Genomic DNA, 16,522 nt, shown 5'->3' with positions numbered 1-16,522 from the left:
TACTCCTAGCGCTTATTCTTGCCGGTGCGCCGGCGTCGGACGATGAGTTTGTCGCTCGCCTTGTTGGGCTTGCGGGTGCGGCCCTCGGGCTTGCCCCAGGGGCTCACCGGGTGACGACCACCGGACGTCTTACCCTCACCACCACCATGCGGGTGGTCGACCGGGTTCATCACGACACCACGGACGGTCGGGCGCTTGCCCTTCCACCGCATGCGGCCGGCCTTGCCCCAGTTGATGTTGGCCTGCTCGGCGTTACCCACCTCGCCGACGGTGGCGCGGCAGCGCACGTCGACACGACGGATTTCACCGGACGGCATACGCAGCGACGCGTAGGTGCCTTCCTTGCCCAGCAGCTGGATGCTGACGCCGGCCGAGCGGGCCAGCTTGGCACCGCCGCCGGGCCGCAGCTCCACAGCGTGGATGACGGTACCGGCCGGGATGTTGCGCAGCGGCAGGTTGTTACCCGGCTTGATATCGGCGTTGGGGCCCTGCTCGATGACATCGCCCTGCTTCAGACCCTGCGGCGCGATGATGTAGCGCTTCTCGCCGTCGAGGAAGTGGAGCAGCGCGATGTTCGCGGTGCGGTTCGGGTCGTACTCGATGTGAGCGACCTTGGCGTTGACGCCGTCCTTGTCATGGCGACGGAAGTCGATGACGCGGTAGGCGCGCTTGTGGCCGCCACCCTTGTGCCGAGTCGTGATGCGGCCGTGGGCGTTACGTCCACCGGTGCTGTGCAGCGGGCGGATCAGCGACTTCTCCGGGGTCGAACGAGTGATCTCGGCGAAGTCGGAGACGCTCGAACCGCGACGACCGGGGGTCGTCGGCTTGTACTTGCGAATTGCCATTATCAGTTAATCCCTTAACTCCCGGCCGGTCAGGCCGGTGCTCCGAAGAGGTCGATCGGCTTGCTGCCCGGCGCCAGGGTCACGATCGCGCGCTTGGTGCTCTTGCGCTGGCCGTAGCCGGTGCGGGTGCGCTTGCGCTTGCCCTGCCGGTTGGCGGTGTTCACCGAGTCGACCTTGACGGAGAAGATCTTCTCGACGGCGATCTTGATCTGCGTCTTGTTCGAATCCGGGTGCACCACAAACGTGTACACGTTGCCCTCGATCAGTCCGTAGGACTTCTCCGAGATGACCGGGGCCAGGATGATGTCGCGGGGGTCGGTAATCGTTGCCATCAGACCGACGCTCCTTCTTTTTGGTCCTTCGTGTTCGCGGCGATGTACGCGTTGAGCGCCTCGACGCTGAACACGATGTCATCGGCGCGGAGCACGTCGTAGGTGTTCAGCTGGTCGGCCGAGAGCACGTGCACCCCGGGGAGGTTGCGCACGCTCTTGGCACCGACCTCGTCGGCGCGGCCGATGACCACCAGCACGCGCTTGCGGTCGGTCAGCTTGCCCAGGAAACCCTTGGCGCTCTTCGTGGACGGGACCTGGCCGGCCACCAGTTCGGTGACGGCGTGGATCCGCTCGTTGCGCGCCCGGTCCGAGAGCGCCCCGCGCAGGGCGGCGGCGATCATCTTCTTCGGGGTGCGCTGGCTGTAGTCACGCGGCTTCGGCGCATGCACTGCGCCACCACCGGTGAACTGCGGCGCACGAGTCGAGCCCTGGCGCGCGCGGCCGGTGCCCTTCTGGCGGTAAGGCTTCTTGCCACCACCGGACACCTCGGCGCGAGTCTTGGCCGAATGCGTGCCCTGGCGGGCGGCAGCCAGCTGCGCGTTGACCACCTGGTGCAGCAGCGCGATGTTGGCTTCGGCGTCGAAGAGGGCAGCCGGCAGTTCCACGGAACCATCCAGCTTGCCGTCCGGGGTATGAACGTCAATCTTCAAAGAAGTCATTACTTCTCACCTCGTTTGATCGCGGTGCGAACCACGACCAGTCCACCGTTGCGCCCGGGAACTGCGCCCTTGATCAACAGCACGCCGTTCTCGGCGTCGACCTTGTGCACCTTCAGGTTCTGGGTGGTGATGCGGTCACTACCCATGCGACCCGACATGCGGGTGCCCTTGAAGACGCGGCCCGGGGTGGCGCAGCCACCGATCGAGCCGGGACGACGGTGCACAGCCTGCGCACCGTGCGAAGCACCCTGGCCCTTGAAACCGTGGCGCTTCATGGTGCCGGCGAAGCCCTTGCCCTTGCTGGTGCCGGTCACGTCGACATATGCACCGTCGGCGAAGATCTCGGCGGTCAGCTCCTGGCCGACCTCGTACTCGGCGGCGGCGGCTTCGTTCTCCAGGCGCAGCTCCGCCAGGTGCCGGCGCGGGTTGACCCCGGCGGCGGCGAACTGGCCGGCGACCGGCTTGTTGACCTTGCGCGGGCTGATCTCGCCGTAGGCGAGCTGCACGGCGCTGTAACCGTCACGCTCGGTGGTGCGGATGCGGGTCACCACGTTGGGGCCGGCCTTGACGACCGTCACCGGGACGACTTTGTTGTTCTCGTCGAACACCTGCGTCATGCCCAGCTTGGTGCCCAAAATGCCTTTTCTAGCCATTTTTCTCGGGTCTCCTACTGGATGTTGACGTCGACACTCGCCGGGAGATCGATGCGCATCAAGGCGTCAACGGTCTTCGGCGTCGGGTCGAGGATGTCGATAAGGCGCTTGTGGGTACGCATTTCGAAATGCTCCCGCGAGTCCTTGTACTTATGGGGAGACCGGATAACGCAATACACGTTCTTCTCGGTCGGCAGCGGCACCGGGCCGACCACGCTGGCGCCCGTACGGGTGACAGTCTCGACGATCTTTCGCGCCGAGGCGTCGATCGCCTCATGGTCGTAGGCCTTGAGCCTGATGCGGATCTTCTGTCCCGCCACGCTTCTCCTACCTCACTACTAACGGGCCCACGGTTGGGCCATGTTCGTTCCTGCTTGGTCTAGCGCGCCACGCACGAGTGCGCCGCGCTGGCTATGCCGCCGCTGTTTACCTGTCTCTGGTACACCGACCCCCGCGCTCGGGTGTGTCGCCCTTGCGCACACTCGTCCGCGTTCGAAATTTCGCTCGCGATCGAGGTGGGGACCGGACACGCCCGTGAGGACGCTGGTCGCATGCCCGACCAGGCGAACCCGGCTCAAGGCAACCCGAACAGTATGCCTCAGATCGGGGCGGCAGCCAAATTCCGGGCGGGCGGCCCCGCGCCAACTGCGATCGGGACAGTTCGGAGCACCGAGGCTGAGGCCGGGGAACCCCTCGCGGACCGAAATCAACCTGGCTTCAGCCTCGGTACCCGGGTATATCTTACTCCGAAGTAAGGTATCGCACATGTGGCCTCCGAGCTCGACCTATCGCGCGTGGCAACAGCTGTCCCGGCGGCCCGGCGGCACCGTCTTGTTCTCCGCCGCGGCCATGATCCGCGTGCCGTACTTCGCCTCGGTGCTGCCGCACGTGCGGCGGATGGAGCCCGGCCTCGCCGAGGTGACGGTGCCCAAGTGGTTCTTCGTCTACAACCACCTGCACACCGTGCATGCGATCGCGTCCTGCAACGCCGCCGAGGTGGCGATGGGGATGGCCATGGAAGCCACGGTGCCCACCACGCATCGCTGGATCCCGAAGGCCATGACGGTCCAGTACCTGGCCAAGGCCACATCGTCGCTGCGGGCCGTCGCGGGATTCGAGGTGCCGGACTTCGGTGCGATGACCGAGGGCACCGAGATCGTCGTCCCGGTCCGGATCCTGGACCGTACGGGCGCGGAAGTGGTGCACGCCGAGATCACCACCTGGGTCACGCCGGCCTGAGCCGATCCGGTGCCTCTAGCCCAGGTAGGTGCCGTGGCCCTCGCGCACCAGTTCACCGTCGAAGATGAGGACCTCGTTGACCAGCTGCCCGCGCTGATTGCGGTAGTTGATGACGAGGGTGGACACACCCCGGTAGACCGCGACCAGATCGAAGTGCAGATCGGGAAGTTGCGCCAGCGCGCTGGTCCAGTACTCGCGCAACGCCGCCTTGCCGCGCACCACTCCCCCGCTTTCGGGCACGACGCGCTCGGCCACCGGCGAGCTGAACACCACGTCATCGTGGAAATGCGCGAGCACGGCCTCGACATCGTGCCGGTTCCAGGCGTCCACCCAGATCTGTGCGAAGTCGCTCATCGGCGTCAGCTCGGCAGTCCGGCCCAGAACGCACACTGGTGCGCCGTCGCGAAGTCGGTGACCACCCGGCTGCCGTCGGGGCGCAGCTGCATCCACGACGAGGGGTCGGGGTCGGGGCGACGGGGATCAGGTTCATCGTCGACCGGTGGCCACACCGGCCCACCCGGCACGGCGGGGACACCGGTGGTGACGAATTGCGTCCAGTACGACAGCATCTGATCGGACAGCCGCTGTTGGGCCGCGGTCAAGGCGGGCGCCCCGCCGATCTCGAACAGGTATCGCAAGTCCAGGGAGTGGCTGGCGCCCACCGAGAAGGGCAAGTGCCGCAACGGGTCCGGAGTCGGCGGAGCGGGATCGTCGAATTCGTAGCCGTACACCGGCGCCGACCTGCCCAAGTCGGTGGCCATCCGGTGCGCGACGCAGGCGAAGACACCGTCGGTGACCGCCGCGGCGTATGCCAGCGATGCATCACCGCCGAAGCGAGCCAGCGGGTAGTGCGCGCCGACGGCGGCCCCCTGGTCCCCGAAGGTGTCCGCGAGCAGGCCCGGGTAGTCGGCGGGAGTGGACTTGTGCCCGGTACGCAGGTACTGCAGAGCCACGAACAGCGTGAATTCGTCGGCGGTGGTCCCGATGAGCACCGGGACCTTGGCCGCCTTTCCGTCGTGGATCATCTTGACCGGATCGGCCGGCAGGATCGGTGTACCGGTCGCCGGGCCGGTCAGCCAATCACTGCCGATCCGGTAGAACCACGGTGGCTGATCGAGTCTGGCCGCGGGTAGCGCGCGCAGGCAGCGCGCTGCGTCCGCCGGATCGGCACAGCCCACCCGCGCGGCGTAGCGCAGGCTTTCGCGCCGGGCGGTGGCCAGGTCGGCCTGTGCCTGACACGGACCGCTCTGGATGATGGCGGCCCGGAACAGTCCCGCCGAGCCGGGCGCGACGAGGTGATCGCATACCGACATCGCCCCCGCCGACTCCCCGGCGATGGTGACTTTTCCGGGATCGCCACCGAACGCACCGATGTTGTCGTGCACCCAGTGCAGCGCCGCCTGTTGGTCGGCGAGCCCGTAATTGCCATCGCCGACGCCCGGGTGAGCGAGGAATCCCGGCGCCCCGAGCCGGTAGTTGATGGTGACCACGATGACCCGGCCCTTGGTCGCCAACCAGCGCGAGCCGTACAGCTCGCCGCTGCCGTTGAGGAACGCGCCGCCGTGGATCCAGAACATCACCGGCAGCCCGACGGCGCCGGCGGGCACCCAGACGTTGAGCGTCAGGCAGTCCTCGGAGGTCTTGCGGCCCCAACCGGGATCACGCGAGACGTCCTGTACGCAGCGGGGACGGGGCATGGTCGCGTCCCGGATACCCGGCCACGGGGCGACCGGCGCGGGTGGTTGCCAGCGCAGCGGGCCCACCGGGGGCGCCGCGTACGGAATACCTTGGAACAGAACGTAGCCGGAGGCGGCAGCCCCTTGAAGCCGGCCGTCGGCGATGTGCACCAGGCCGCTGTCGAGCCCGGGGTCCGGTGTGGGCACCCGGCTGGTGTCGGCCACCTGGCCGGCGCCCCGTGCGCAGCCGCCGAGGACCACCACGCCGATGACCGCGGTGGCCAGTAGGCGAGCGACGGGGCCGGACCACCGGCGCCCGAACGGACCGGACAGCATGATCGCCGAGCCTACGGCAGCCGATCGGCGCAAACCCGCCCGCGCGATGGTGCGCATCGCCGACACTGGGTACGACCGGAAACCTGACACCCGTCAAGTCAACCGCAAGGAGCTGCCGATGAGCACCCCGACCACCGATCGCCCGGTAAGTCCGCAGAACCGCGTCCTGGCCGACCCGACCGCCTACGCCGAGGATGCGCGCCTGCACGCGGCGCTGCGCCACCTGCGTGCCGAGCAGCCCGTCTCCTGGGTCGATTTCCGGCCGTATCGGCCGTTCTGGGCGATCACCAAGCACGCGGACATCATGGCGATCGAACGGGAGAACGACCTGTTCATCAGCGAACCGCGGCCACTGCTGGCCACCGCCGATGCCGACGACATGGCCAAGGCTCAGCTGGAAGCCGGGATGGGCCTGCGCACCCTGATCCACATGGACGACCCGCACCACCGCAAGGTGCGGGCCATCGGCGCGGACTGGTTCCGCCCCAAGGCGATGCGCGACCTCAAGGTCCGCGTCGACGAACTGGCCAAGCGCTATGTCGACCGGATGCGCGAGATCGGGCCCGAATGCGATTTCGTCACCGAGATCGCGGTGAACTTCCCGCTGTACGTCATCATGTCGCTGCTGGGGCTGCCCGAGTCCGATTTCGGGCGGATGCACATGCTGACCCAGGAGCTGTTCGGCGGCGACGACGAGGAATACCAGCGCGGCAAATCCCTCGAAGACGGACTGGAGGTGCTGCTGGACTTCTTCGCCTATTTCTCCCAGCTGACCGCCTCACGCCGGGCCGACCCGACCGAGGACCTCGCCTCGGCGATCGCCAACGGCACCATCGACGGGCAGCCGCTGTCCGATGTCGACACCGCTTCCTATTACGTGATCGTCGCCAGCGCCGGCCATGACACCACCAAGGACGCGATCTCCGGTGGCCTGCACGCGCTCATCGCGAATCCCGCCGAACTGGACCGGCTGCGCGCACACCCCGAACTGATGGGCACCGCAGTGGACGAGATGATCCGCTGGACCACCCCGGTCAAGGAGTTCATGCGCACGGCGACCGCCGACACCGAGGTGCGTGGCGTCCCCATCGCCAAGGGCGAATCGGTCTACCTCGCCTACGTGTCGGGCAATCGTGACGAAGAGGTCTTCGAAGATCCGTTTCGCTTCGACGTCGGTCGCGACCCCAACAAGCATCTGGCCTTCGGCTACGGTGTGCACTTCTGTCTGGGGGCGGCGTTGGCCCGGATGGAGATGACCAGCCTGTTCGGTGAGCTCATCCCCCGCCTGGACGCCATCGAACTGGCCGGTACGCCCGAGCTTTCGCAGACGGTGTTCGTCGGCGGACTCAAGCACCTGCCGATTCGGTATTCGTTGCGCTGATCGAGTGAGTGGCCAGGAAACCGTCCACCGACACCCGGGCGATCTGCTCGTAGTCGAAATCCGGGAGCGTGCTGAGCTTTCCGAGCACAACCGGCCCCAGTAGCAGCGCCGCAGCCGTGGTGCGGTCGACATTGCCCAGTTGGGCGATGGCATCCGGGCTGTCCAGGACGGCCTCCAAGGGAGCGGCATACTGTTCGGCCACCCGTTCACGCAGCGTGCGTATCTCGGGGCTGTCGGATTTGGCCGCGGCGCCCGCGCGGTCGGTCCAAGGTAGCGCCGTGAGGTCACCTCCCAGTGCCAGCCACGACATCGCCGCCACCGTCACCGGCACCTCTGCGATCAGCGCGGCCTGCGCCTGCACCAGCGCCGTGAGCCGTTCCCGCAGCGGCCCTTCCGGCGGGGGCTCCGGCGCGGCCGGAATCAAGGCGTGAAAGGCGGCCGCCAGCAAGTCATTTCCGCTCGGAAAATGCCGGTACAGCGTGGCCCGGGCCACGTTCGCGCCGCGCAGTACCGCGTCGACAGTCACCGCGCTGGGCCCCCCGGACCGAAGCAGCGCGGTCGCGGCGTCGAGCAGCCGGGCCCGGGACCGGGCCGGTCGCGGATCCGATTCAGCCGCCATCTCGAATCTCCTCCGCTCCAGAAACAAGACTGTTAGTCTCGCAACGAGACCAATAGTCTCTTTATTATCGCACCCCGGGGAGCCCAGCAATGGTCGACACCACACCGCTGGAGGTGCCGATCACCTCGGCGCGAACCCGGGCCTGGACACTGTGCGTCGCCTGCCTGGGCGTGTTACTGGTCATCTCGTCGATGGTGGCACTCAACACCGCACTCGGCGATATCGCCGTCGCGATGTCGGCCAGCCAGACGCAGCTCACCTGGATCGTCGACGGGTACACCCTGGCGTTGGCGTGCCTGCTCCTGCCGGCCGGCGCGATCGGCGATCGGTTCGGCCGGCGCGCCGCACTGCTGGCCGGACTGGCGGTCTTCGGGGTGGCATCGGTGATTCCCGCACTCAGCTCCGACCCTGGCCACGTGATAGCCGCCCGCGTGGTCGCCGGGGCCGGCGCCGCCTTCATCATGCCCGCCACCCTGTCCCTTCTCACCACGGCGTACCCAAAGGAGCAGCGCACCAAAGCCATTGCCATCTGGGCCGGTATCGCCGGGTGTGGGGCCATCGTCGGGATGCTGGGAACCGGTCTGTTACTGGCGATCTGGTCCTGGCAGGCAGTCTTCTGGGGTTTCGCGATCGGCGCGGCGCTGACGTTCGTCCTGACGCTGACCGTCAAAGAGTCAAAGGACCCCGCGACCACACCGTTGGACGGCCTGGGCGCGGTGACCATCGGGGTGGCGGTGGCGGTGCTGGTGTTCGGCATCCTGGAAGCGCCGGCGCGCGGCTGGGGACATCCCGTCGTGCTGTCGTGCATCGCCGCCGGCATCGTGCTGATCGCTGTGTTCGGCGTCCTCGAGTTGCGCGTGCGTCATCCGCTGCTGGACGTCCGACTGTTCCGGGTTCCCGAATTCGGTACCGGAGCGGCGGCCATCACGGTGCTCTTCATGACCATGTTCGGCTTCTTCTACCTGGAGATGCAGTTCCTCCAGTTGGTATTGGGGTATTCACCGCTGGGCACCGCAGTCGCGCTGTCGCCGTTGGCAGTTCCGCTGCTGATCCTCTCGCCGCTGTCCGCGTGGTACCTGCCGCGGCTCGGCTTGCGGTTCGTGGTCTTCACCGGATTGATGCTGATGGCGATCGGGCTGCTCGGCATGCGTGGGCTCGCGGTGGACGCCTCCTATGCGGAGCTGGCCTGGCCGCTGCTGGTCATGAGTACCGGCGTCGGTTTGTTCACCGCCCCGACCACGTCGGCGATCATGACCTCGGCACCCGACGACAAGCAGGGGGTGGCCTCCGCGGTGAACGACACCACCCGTGAGATGGGTGCGGCACTGGGAATCGCGCTGGCCGGTTCCATGCTGGCCGCCCGCTACACCCACGAGATCATGCCGGCCCTGGGCCGCTATCCCGAACCGCTGCGTACCGCGGCGGCCGGCTCGATCGGTGAGGCACTCAATGCCGCAACACGTTTGGGGTCGAACGGCACGGATCTGGCGTTCGCCGCGAAGATGTCGTTCCTGTATGCGATGCAGGGGTCGTTGACGGTACTGGCGATCGTGACGGCCGGGGCCGCGGTACTGATCTCGATGTTCGCGCCCGGCCGGGACGGTAAGGCGCTGTTCAGGAGATGAACTCGGCCGCCCGGTGCCCGATCATCGCGATCGTGGCGTGCGGCCCCCGGCTGGGCAATATCGGCATGACCGACCCGTCCACCACCCACAGACCGTCGATGCCGTGCACCCGGCAGCGCTCGTCGAGCACCTGACCCATCGGCGCGGTACCGCTCAAGTGTTGTGTGGTGGACCAATGTGCTTCGCGCCCAACCACTCCGGCGATCTCCCCGGCGAGCTCGGCACCGTGACGCAGGGCCGCCACATCGGCTTGTTCCCCGTCATAGTGATGCTCGATGACGGGGGCATCGGCCAGATCCGCCGACAGCACCGAGAGCCGTCCCCGCGATTGCGGACGCATCAGAGCGATACCGATATGTGGACGATCGGCGGGACCCGCCCCGATCATCTCGGCGAAACCTGTTGTGTAGAGCCGGAGTTCGAGATCACCCAGGTACAGGGCCGCCTCCACGGGGGGCCGGCCCGGCGCGGCCGGCCAGTCGACCGGCAGCACCCACTCCGGATGATCGCAGAACGCCACCCCCACGGGCAGCCCGGTGTGCACGGTGATACCCGCGCGCTCGAGCATGTCCGCCGGCCCGATGCCCGAGACCATCAGCAGCTGAGCGGAACCAATCGCACCGGCCGACAAGACAATTCGGTCAGCGGTGAGAGTGTCCAGCCCTGCCCGGCCGAGCACCTCGACACCGACGGCCCGCGCTCCCTTGATCAGGACACGCAGCACGGGAACGCCGGAGCGCACGGTGAGATTCGGTCGGGACAACGCCGGGAGCAGGAATACCGAAGCCGGTCCCAGCCGGATCCCGTTTTCGATGTTGAGTGGTATCGCGCCGACTCCGACCCCCTCGGGTTCGCCGTTGAGATCGTCGAGCCAGGGATACCCGAGGCCGAGCCCTCGTTGCACGAACGTCGCCGTGCCCGGGCTCAGCTGCGCGGTCCGACGGACCCGGACCGGCCCGTGCGCGCCGTGCAGTGGGCCCGTGCGGTCCAGATCGGTCTCGATCGCCCGGAAATGGGGCAACACGTCGTCCCAGCGCCAGCCAGGCAGATTCCACCCGTCGAAATCCGCGGCCCTACCCCGGCAGAAGTACCCGCCGTTGATGGCGCCCGAGCCGCCCACCACGGCTCCGCGCATCACCGTCGCCGTCCGCCGGGGGTGGTCGGTCAGCGAGGTGGCGTACTGCCGGACGACTGCGCTGCCCGGTCCGATCGGGAGTCTGGTGGCATCGCGCAGGTGCGCCGACACCGCGGGATCATCGGCACTCGGGCCCACTTCGAGGACCGTGACCTTGCATCTTTCGTCGACCGAAAGGCGTTCGGCCAGAATCGAACCAGCACTTCCCGCGCCGACGATCAGGACATCGCTGTGCAAGTTTCAGGTCACGACCGGATCTGCGGTTTGAGCGCCCCGACGTGCCGCTCCCGCACCACCCCGGTCCACAAGCCCAGCCCGTAGGCGATGTCGTCGAGGCGTTTGAGCAACAGGTAGCTGAGCACGCCGACCCGCTGGGTGTCCTGCTCGGAGTTGTTGTTGCGGCTGACCCAGTCGGCGAGCCCGTCGAGGATCGCGGCCACCAGGACCACGTGCCGGCAACGCCGGAAGAACACGGCCGCCAGCAACGCCACCGGCCAGTAGTGCCGGCAGATGGCCGACGCGGCCTGTAACGCCGACCCCCACAGCCCTCGCGCCGCCATCGCGGCGACATCCCTGGGTGCGGTCTCCACCGCGTCCAGTGAGGTGGCGACCCGGCGGCCGAACAACAAGGTGATGACCGCGGCCGCGAAATATCCCAGGTTCGAACCGCTGGCAATCAGGATCCAGACCAGCAACATCCACCGGTGCACCACCATCGGCGCGGTCTTACCCGGGTGCCGCACCGAGAGCGGGGCCGCGGATTGCCCGTAGAAGGCCTTGCGCCCGAACCATTCCCGCAGCTGGGTCCGATGATCGTGGCCCACCAGCGCGATGGGTTCATAGCGGAGCCGGTGACCGGCCTCCACGAATCGCCAGCACAGGTCGACGTCCTCACCGGAGCGCAGGGTCTCGTCGAAACCACCCACCTCGGCCAGCAGACTGCGCCGGCAGATGATGGCGGCACTGGGCACATAGGACACCGGCCCGTAGGGGACGACCGGCGCCTCCCGCATCCCCAGGTCCAGCGAGGAGCGCACCGACTCGTACCGGGCCACCAGGTTGTCGGGCTCACGAAGACTCACGATGCGCGGTGCCACCAGCGCGACAGCGGGGTCGCAGAAGTGGCCGAGCAGCGCCTCCAGCCACCCCCGGCGGGGCACCACGTCGGAGTCCAGGAAGGCCACGAAGTCGGTGGTGCAGGCCGCCAGGCCGGTGTTGCGCGCCGCGGCCGGACCACGGCTGCGCGCGTGCCGCAGCACCACCACCTCGCTGCGCACGCCCTCGAAATCGGAATCCTGCACCGGCACCGTCGAGCCGTCGTCCACCACGACCACCCGCATCCCGCGCAGCGAGCGCACCAGCCGGCACAGGCCAAGGATGTTGTCACGCACTGGCACAACGACTGTGACATCCCGGTGGGACGGACCGGTCGCCGGCCGCGGGTGCGCCACGGTGGCATCGAGCAGGGTGCGGGCCAGCTGGGCCGACAAGGCGTCGTGCACCTCCAGGCGGCCACCGTCGAGCATGGTCTGAGCGACCGGCGCCAGGCGCAGCAGCCTGGTCGGCGACCCACCGAGCAGGGCTGCGCCCTCACCGAGGACCTTCACCCGGCGATCGACCTGGACCGCGAATCCGTCGGGCAGCCGCGGACCCGTCATAACAGCATCCCGCGCGCGTCCGGGCTCCACGCCGACACTCTGCGCACGCATCCGTCGACCATAGCGGCGAACAGCCGCGCGCCGTCCTCTTCTGTGGCAGTCGTCGGGTCCCCCAGGACCCCGATCTCACTCACCGCGGCCACCCCGCCACGGCGCATCGCCGGCATCAACTCCGACAACGGTGCTCTGTTACCCGGCACGCGTTCCTCGATCCGCACATTCTCTGGTGAAATATGTAGCAATACAGAAGTTTCGGTATGTCCCGCATGAGCGTCGGCGCCCCGCACCGTACACGAAGACCAGGCGGCGTCGCGGCCTTCCGCTCGTAGCAGTGTCACCGCCGCGGTCAGCGCCTCGACATTTCCACCGTGACCATTGACGAAGACCAGACGCGTCGCCCAGCTGCACGCGGACCGGCCGAACTCGGTCAGGACCAGGCGCAGCGCCTCGGTGCCGATCGACACCGTGCCGGGGAACCCCTCGTGCTCGCCGCTGGCGCCGTAGCTCACGGCGGGCGCGAGCAGCCAACCTGCGCCGATCCGGGGAGCCGCGGCGCGAGCGACCGCTTCCGCGATCCGGGTGTCGGTGTCCAGCGGCAGGTGGGGCCCGTGCTGTTCGGTCGAGCCGACCGGGACGATCAGCGAGGGCTTCCCCGCAGGCGAGGAGCCATGCAGCCGATTCGACGTCGCGGTGCCGAGGTCGGTGGGGAGGGCCACCGGACGATGGTAGGCCCAATTCACCTGGCGTGCGCCGATTGTTGGCGCATGCGCTGCAATTGATTTGCATTGCGGGGCGTGGCTGCCGGACGGCGGGTCACGGCAGCCACGTCAGCCACGTCAGTATCAGCGGGCAGGAATCCCGAGGGCGCGAGTGAAACCTTGCGGAATCAAAATGTCGTCGGCGTTCAGATCGTGGATCGAGGCCTTCCCCAGCCCGCGCAGCGCCGAGTCGATCCCGCCGTGCATGATGTCGAGCACGTTCTCGACGCCGGTCTGCCCTTCGGCGGCCAGACCCCACAGGTAGGCGCGGCCGATCATGACGGCCCTGGCACCGAGCGCCACGGCCTTGACCACATCGCTGCCCCGGCGGACGCCGCCGTCGAGCAACACCTCGATCTGGTCGCCCACCGCATCGGCGATCGCAGGCAGGCAGCGGATGGCCGCCGGGGTGCCGTCCAGGTTGTTACCACCGTGGTTGGACACCGTGATCGCCGAAACCCCGGCATCCACAGCGCGTTTGGCATCATCGACGCGCACCATGCCCTTGAGCAGGAACGGTGCGTCGGGCCACTGCTCACGCAGCCACGCGATGTCTTCCCAGGTGGGCGGCGGGGTGCCCATCCACTGGCCGTAGGCCTCGAAGAAGGTCGGCCCGGGTTCCCCGCGCCTGCCCTGGTTGGGAACCCGCAGGTCCGGCGGACGCAGATGCTTACCGAAACTCCAGAGCCAGCGCGGTTTGGAGATCACCTCGGGTGACATCTTGATCATGGTCTTGAGATCCATCCGCTCCGGGATCTTGGGGCTGCCCCAGTCCCGGCCGTGGCTGAAACTCCAGTCCGTGGTCGCGATCAAGCCGGCGGCTCCGGCGTCCCTTGCGCGCTGCACGCGCTCGGCGATCTCCTCGCGGCTGCCCAGCCAGTAGATCTGGAAGAAGACCTTGTCGTTGACCGCGGTGACTTCCTCGATGGGCTTGCTGGCGAACGAGGACAACCCCATGGCCGTACCGCGGGCCGCCGCCGCGCGGGCCACCGCGACCTCACCGTCGGGGTGCACCGCCTGCACCCCGGTCGGCGAGATGATGACGGGCAGCGAAATATCCTGCCCCATCACGGTCGTCGCCAGATCGCGCTTCTCGGTGGCGCCGATGACGTGCGGGGCGAAGCCGAGTTCGGCAAACGCCTCGACATTGTCGGAGACCGACACACCCTTCTCGCTCGCCGAGATCAGCGAGGAATAGGCGGATTTGGGTAACCGCTTCTTCGCGCGCTGCTGCGCGATGGCGACGGTTTCGAACCAGGTATCGCGGGCCATGATCTACACAGGACTTTCATTACAGAACGACTTGGGCGGGCGAGCGGGAGTGGTGAGCAGTTTCAGCGGGATCGGGCCTTTGCGTCCGCCACTTCGCGAGTGGTCGACGCTGGGCTTGGGCTTGTCCCGCCCCAGCGCCAGGGCCGGTTCCCCGAATCCCTGGACGCACTCGGGATCCGGGCCGTCCAGCGGCAGCCCGGTGAAGAACTTCGCGGCCATGCAGCCACCACGGCAGGCGTCGTAGTGCCCGCACCCGGTGCAGGCCCCGGCCGACTGCGGTTCACGCAGCTCGTTGAAAAGCCGGGAGTTCTGCCAGACGTCCTGAAAGCCGTTGCTGGTGAGCACGTTTCCGGCGAGGAACTTCTCATGGATGGCGAACGGGCAGGCGTACACGTCACCCACCGGATCGATCAGGCAGACCACCCGGCCCGCACCGCACAGGTTCAGACCCGCGAGCGCGCCGGGCTCGCCGAGGCCCGACAGGTGGAAGAACGAGTCACCGGTGAGCACGCGCTCGCCCTTGGCGACGAGCCAGTCGTAGAGCTGGACCTGCTGTGCGGCGGTCGGGTGCAGTTGGTCCCAGACGTCCGCGCCGCGGCCCGAGGGGCGCAACCGGGTGATGCGCAGCGTGGCTCCGTAGTGATCGGCGAGTGCCTTGAAGTCGTCGAGCTGGTCCACGTTGTGCCGGGTGACGACCACGGAGATCTTCGCGTCCTTGAAACCCGCCGCGGCGAGATTCTCCAGCGCACGGACGGCCATGGCGAACGAACCGGGGCCGCGCACCTCGTCGTTGACCTCGGCGGTGGCACCATCGAGCGAGATCTGGACGTCGACGTAGTCGCTGGCGGCCAGCTTCGCAGCCACCTCCGGGGTGATGCGCACGCCGTTGGTCGAGAACTTCACCCCGACATGATGTTCGGTCGCGTAATCGACCAATTCCCAAAAGTCCGACCGCACAGTCGGTTCCCCGCCGCCGATGTTCACGTAGAACACCTGCATGCGCTCGAGCTCGTCGATGATGTCCTTGCACTGTTGGGTGCTCAGCTCACGCGGGTCGCGCTTGCCCGACGCCGACAGGCAGTGCACACAAGACAGGTTGCAGGCGTAGGTCAGCTCCCAGGTCAAACAGATCGGGGCGTCCAGGCCGCGCTCGAACTGATCGACCAGGCGGGGCACGGGTTGCATTGCCGGCGCGTGCGCCGAATCCATCATCGTCACTCGGAAGTCTCCCTCGGGACCAGCATCTGGGACTGTGCGAGCACGCTCAGCGCGTGCAGATAGGGGCCCTGCGCGTCATCGTCGATACCGGCGGCGCGACAGGCGGACCGGACGTCGGGGTGGTCAGCCAGCGAGCTGACCACCTCGACGATGGTCCGGTTCTTGAGGAACGACAGCTTCCGGGTACCGAAGTGATACAGCAACGCCCCGAACGGTTCCGGCCGCACCGCCACCTGGCGGTGCAACGTCCAGGCCAACGCGGGGTCGAAGGCCGGTGCCGGGGCTGTCGGCGCCGACATGGTCAGTAGACCCCGCACATCCCGTCGATCGAGACCTCTTCGACGAGAGACTCGGTGACGAGCTGCGAAGTGACCGTTTCGGCCTGCTGATTGGGTTCCATGGACTGCCCCTTTCGTTACCGTGAGAGTTACCGCGGGGTCTCGACAACTGTGACCCACGCCGCACACAATATGGCATCGAGTGCCGAAATGGAAGGGTGGTAGGCGATGAGCGTGGGACGGCGCCCTTCGACCACCCAGGGCCACATCAGCGGGGTCGCCCTGGAACTCTTCGCGACCCGGGGTTTCGACGATGTCAGCGTCGACGATGTGGCCGCCGCGGCGGGCATCTCCCGGCGCACCCTGTTCCGCTACTTCTCGTCCAAGAACGCCATCCCCTGGGCCGACTTCGACGCACACCTGCAGTACCTGCGCGATGTACTCAACGCGGTGCCGCCGGACGTACCGCTCGATACCGCCTTGCGTGCAGCATTGTTGACGTTCAACGACTTCGGCGCCGAGGAGACCCCACAGCACCGGCAACGGATGCGCGTCATCCTGGAGACCGACGCGCTCCAGGCCTACTCGATGACGATGTACGCCGGGTGGCGCGAGGTCATCGCCGCCTTCGTGGCCCGCCGGCTGGGACTCAAGCCCGCCGACCTGGTGCCCCAGACCGTGGCGTGGACGGCGTTGGGCGTGGCGCTGACCGCTTACGAGCAGTGGCTGGCCGACGAATCGGTATCCCTGCCCGAGGCACTCGGCGACGCCTTCGACGTGGTGGGCCGCGGGCTCGGCGAACTCACCCCGGAGAGCTGAACGAAAATTCTTCGCCCAA

The 16,522-nt window shown here is 67.7% G+C and carries 19 protein-coding genes; 4 read left to right on the top strand and 15 right to left on the bottom strand.

Features of this window, described 5'->3' with window-relative positions; genetic code table 11:
- Positions 1 to 5: 5 nt before the first annotated feature.
- Genes rplB through rpsJ form a run of 5 tightly spaced genes read right to left on the bottom strand, consistent with a single transcriptional unit; the run spans position 6 to position 2,809 of the window.
- Entirely contained in the window at positions 6 to 845 is an 840-nt protein-coding gene (gene rplB, locus H7J86_RS28150) for a 50S ribosomal protein L2 (RefSeq protein WP_090359890.1), read from the bottom strand.
- 29 nt (positions 846 to 874) lie between these two features.
- Positions 875 to 1,177, bottom strand: a complete 303-nt coding sequence (gene rplW / locus H7J86_RS28145; protein ID WP_090359892.1) for a 50S ribosomal protein L23 — start codon at positions 1,175 to 1,177, stop codon at positions 875 to 877.
- A complete protein-coding gene (gene rplD, locus H7J86_RS28140) occupies positions 1,177 to 1,836 on the bottom strand; it encodes a 50S ribosomal protein L4 (protein WP_090359895.1) in 660 nt (219 codons plus the stop codon). Before rplD ends, rplW begins: the two co-directional genes overlap by 1 nt.
- Complete coding sequence (gene rplC, locus H7J86_RS28135) at positions 1,836 to 2,489, bottom strand: 50S ribosomal protein L3 (RefSeq protein WP_090359900.1); 654 nt, start codon at positions 2,487 to 2,489, stop codon at positions 1,836 to 1,838. Before rplC ends, rplD begins: the two co-directional genes overlap by 1 nt.
- A gap of 14 nt (positions 2,490 to 2,503) precedes the next feature.
- The gene (gene rpsJ / locus H7J86_RS28130) at positions 2,504 to 2,809 is read right to left on the bottom strand and encodes a 30S ribosomal protein S10 (RefSeq protein ID WP_003883485.1); all 306 of its coding nucleotides are present in this window, start codon (positions 2,807 to 2,809) and stop codon (positions 2,504 to 2,506) included.
- A gap of 445 nt (positions 2,810 to 3,254) precedes the next feature.
- Between rpsJ and H7J86_RS28125 the strand changes: the two genes are divergently transcribed.
- Entirely contained in the window at positions 3,255 to 3,728 is a 474-nt protein-coding gene (locus H7J86_RS28125) for a hotdog fold domain-containing protein (RefSeq protein ID WP_267294976.1), read from the top strand.
- A gap of 15 nt (positions 3,729 to 3,743) precedes the next feature.
- On the opposite strand, the gene H7J86_RS28120 is transcribed toward H7J86_RS28125, so the two are convergent.
- Positions 3,744 to 4,082 carry a nuclear transport factor 2 family protein gene (locus H7J86_RS28120; RefSeq protein ID WP_267294974.1) on the bottom strand — a complete coding sequence of 113 codons (339 nt, stop codon included), beginning with the start codon at positions 4,080 to 4,082 and terminating at the stop codon, positions 3,744 to 3,746.
- Between the two features lie 5 nt (positions 4,083 to 4,087).
- On the bottom strand, positions 4,088 to 5,740 hold the full coding sequence (locus tag H7J86_RS28115; protein WP_267294972.1) for a carboxylesterase/lipase family protein: 1,653 nt from the start codon (positions 5,738 to 5,740) through the stop codon (positions 4,088 to 4,090).
- Between the two features lie 118 nt (positions 5,741 to 5,858).
- On the opposite strand from H7J86_RS28115, the gene H7J86_RS28110 reads away from it, so the two are divergent.
- The gene (locus tag H7J86_RS28110; protein WP_090360533.1) at positions 5,859 to 7,121 is read left to right on the top strand and encodes a cytochrome P450; all 1,263 of its coding nucleotides are present in this window, start codon (positions 5,859 to 5,861) and stop codon (positions 7,119 to 7,121) included.
- Here the strand turns inward: H7J86_RS28110 and H7J86_RS28105 are convergent.
- The gene (locus tag H7J86_RS28105; RefSeq protein ID WP_267294970.1) at positions 7,087 to 7,740 is read right to left on the bottom strand and encodes a TetR/AcrR family transcriptional regulator; all 654 of its coding nucleotides are present in this window, start codon (positions 7,738 to 7,740) and stop codon (positions 7,087 to 7,089) included. The two genes, H7J86_RS28110 and H7J86_RS28105, sit on opposite strands and share 35 nt — an antisense overlap.
- 89 nt (positions 7,741 to 7,829) lie before the next feature.
- Here H7J86_RS28105 and H7J86_RS28100 point away from each other — a divergent pair, with 89 nt between their 5' ends.
- The gene (locus H7J86_RS28100) at positions 7,830 to 9,365 is read left to right on the top strand and encodes an MFS transporter (protein ID WP_267294968.1); all 1,536 of its coding nucleotides are present in this window, start codon (positions 7,830 to 7,832) and stop codon (positions 9,363 to 9,365) included.
- Here H7J86_RS28100 and mftG read toward each other — a convergent pair.
- The 7 genes from mftG to mftA form a co-directional block, all read right to left on the bottom strand.
- On the bottom strand, positions 9,355 to 10,737 hold the full coding sequence (gene mftG, locus H7J86_RS28095) for a mycofactocin dehydrogenase MftG (protein WP_267294966.1): 1,383 nt from the start codon (positions 10,735 to 10,737) through the stop codon (positions 9,355 to 9,357). The genes H7J86_RS28100 and mftG overlap by 11 nt on opposite strands.
- Before the next feature lie 8 nt (positions 10,738 to 10,745).
- Positions 10,746 to 12,158: a mycofactocin biosynthesis glycosyltransferase MftF gene (gene mftF / locus H7J86_RS28090; protein WP_090359919.1), complete on the bottom strand. Its 1,413-nt coding sequence runs from the start codon at positions 12,156 to 12,158 to the stop codon at positions 10,746 to 10,748.
- Complete coding sequence (gene mftE / locus H7J86_RS28085; protein ID WP_090359920.1) at positions 12,155 to 12,898, bottom strand: mycofactocin biosynthesis peptidyl-dipeptidase MftE; 744 nt, start codon at positions 12,896 to 12,898, stop codon at positions 12,155 to 12,157. Before mftE ends, mftF begins: the two co-directional genes overlap by 4 nt.
- A 102-nt stretch (positions 12,899 to 13,000) precedes the next feature.
- A complete protein-coding gene (gene mftD, locus H7J86_RS28080; protein ID WP_090359924.1) occupies positions 13,001 to 14,188 on the bottom strand; it encodes a pre-mycofactocin synthase MftD in 1,188 nt (395 codons plus the stop codon).
- Between the two features lie 3 nt (positions 14,189 to 14,191).
- Positions 14,192 to 15,373, bottom strand: coding sequence for a mycofactocin radical SAM maturase (gene mftC / locus H7J86_RS28075; RefSeq protein WP_267295064.1), 1,182 nt, complete (start codon positions 15,371 to 15,373; stop codon positions 14,192 to 14,194).
- Positions 15,374 to 15,402: 29 nt separating this feature from the next.
- The gene (gene mftB / locus H7J86_RS28070) at positions 15,403 to 15,705 is read right to left on the bottom strand and encodes a mycofactocin biosynthesis chaperone MftB (protein ID WP_090359925.1); all 303 of its coding nucleotides are present in this window, start codon (positions 15,703 to 15,705) and stop codon (positions 15,403 to 15,405) included.
- A gap of 2 nt (positions 15,706 to 15,707) precedes the next feature.
- Positions 15,708 to 15,806, bottom strand: coding sequence for a mycofactocin precursor MftA (gene mftA, locus H7J86_RS28065; protein ID WP_090359928.1), 99 nt, complete (start codon positions 15,804 to 15,806; stop codon positions 15,708 to 15,710).
- Between the two features lie 106 nt (positions 15,807 to 15,912).
- On the opposite strand from mftA, the gene mftR reads away from it, so the two are divergent.
- On the top strand, positions 15,913 to 16,503 hold the full coding sequence (gene mftR / locus H7J86_RS28060; protein ID WP_090359930.1) for a mycofactocin system transcriptional regulator MftR: 591 nt from the start codon (positions 15,913 to 15,915) through the stop codon (positions 16,501 to 16,503).
- Positions 16,504 to 16,522: the final 19 nt, after the last annotated feature.

The organism is Mycobacterium hackensackense, from assembly GCF_025822555.1.
In the GTDB taxonomy this organism is placed as follows: Bacteria; Actinomycetota; Actinomycetes; order Mycobacteriales; family Mycobacteriaceae; genus Mycobacterium; species Mycobacterium fluoranthenivorans.
Note: the sequence above shows the minus strand (reverse complement) of the source record. Positions and strands in the feature narration are given on the sequence as shown.

What these genes read in the sequence shown, in the direction of transcription:
- H7J86_RS28115 (WP_267294972.1), bottom strand. Translation starts at nt 5,740, where the DNA reads ATGCTGTCCGGTCCGTTCGGGCGCCGGTGGTCCGGCCCCGTCGCTCGC.
- mftF (WP_090359919.1), bottom strand. Translation starts at nt 12,158, where the DNA reads ATGACGGGTCCGCGGCTGCCCGACGGATTCGCGGTCCAGGTCGATCGC.
- mftD (WP_090359924.1), bottom strand. Translation starts at nt 14,188, where the DNA reads ATGGCCCGCGATACCTGGTTCGAAACCGTCGCCATCGCGCAGCAGCGC.
- rplW (WP_090359892.1), bottom strand. Translation starts at nt 1,177, where the DNA reads ATGGCAACGATTACCGACCCCCGCGACATCATCCTGGCCCCGGTCATC.
- rplB (WP_090359890.1), bottom strand. Translation starts at nt 845, where the DNA reads ATGGCAATTCGCAAGTACAAGCCGACGACCCCCGGTCGTCGCGGTTCG.
- H7J86_RS28125 (WP_267294976.1), top strand. Translation starts at nt 3,255, where the DNA reads ATGTGGCCTCCGAGCTCGACCTATCGCGCGTGGCAACAGCTGTCCCGG.
- mftR (WP_090359930.1), top strand. Translation starts at nt 15,913, where the DNA reads ATGAGCGTGGGACGGCGCCCTTCGACCACCCAGGGCCACATCAGCGGG.
- H7J86_RS28110 (WP_090360533.1), top strand. Translation starts at nt 5,859, where the DNA reads ATGAGCACCCCGACCACCGATCGCCCGGTAAGTCCGCAGAACCGCGTC.
- rplD (WP_090359895.1), bottom strand. Translation starts at nt 1,836, where the DNA reads ATGACTTCTTTGAAGATTGACGTTCATACCCCGGACGGCAAGCTGGAT.
- mftC (WP_267295064.1), bottom strand. Translation starts at nt 15,373, where the DNA reads ATGCAACCCGTGCCCCGCCTGGTCGATCAGTTCGAGCGCGGCCTGGAC.
- H7J86_RS28100 (WP_267294968.1), top strand. Translation starts at nt 7,830, where the DNA reads ATGGTCGACACCACACCGCTGGAGGTGCCGATCACCTCGGCGCGAACC.
- mftA (WP_090359928.1), bottom strand. Translation starts at nt 15,806, where the DNA reads ATGGAACCCAATCAGCAGGCCGAAACGGTCACTTCGCAGCTCGTCACC.
- H7J86_RS28105 (WP_267294970.1), bottom strand. Translation starts at nt 7,740, where the DNA reads ATGGCGGCTGAATCGGATCCGCGACCGGCCCGGTCCCGGGCCCGGCTG.
- H7J86_RS28120 (WP_267294974.1), bottom strand. Translation starts at nt 4,082, where the DNA reads ATGAGCGACTTCGCACAGATCTGGGTGGACGCCTGGAACCGGCACGAT.
- mftB (WP_090359925.1), bottom strand. Translation starts at nt 15,705, where the DNA reads ATGTCGGCGCCGACAGCCCCGGCACCGGCCTTCGACCCCGCGTTGGCC.
- rplC (WP_090359900.1), bottom strand. Translation starts at nt 2,489, where the DNA reads ATGGCTAGAAAAGGCATTTTGGGCACCAAGCTGGGCATGACGCAGGTG.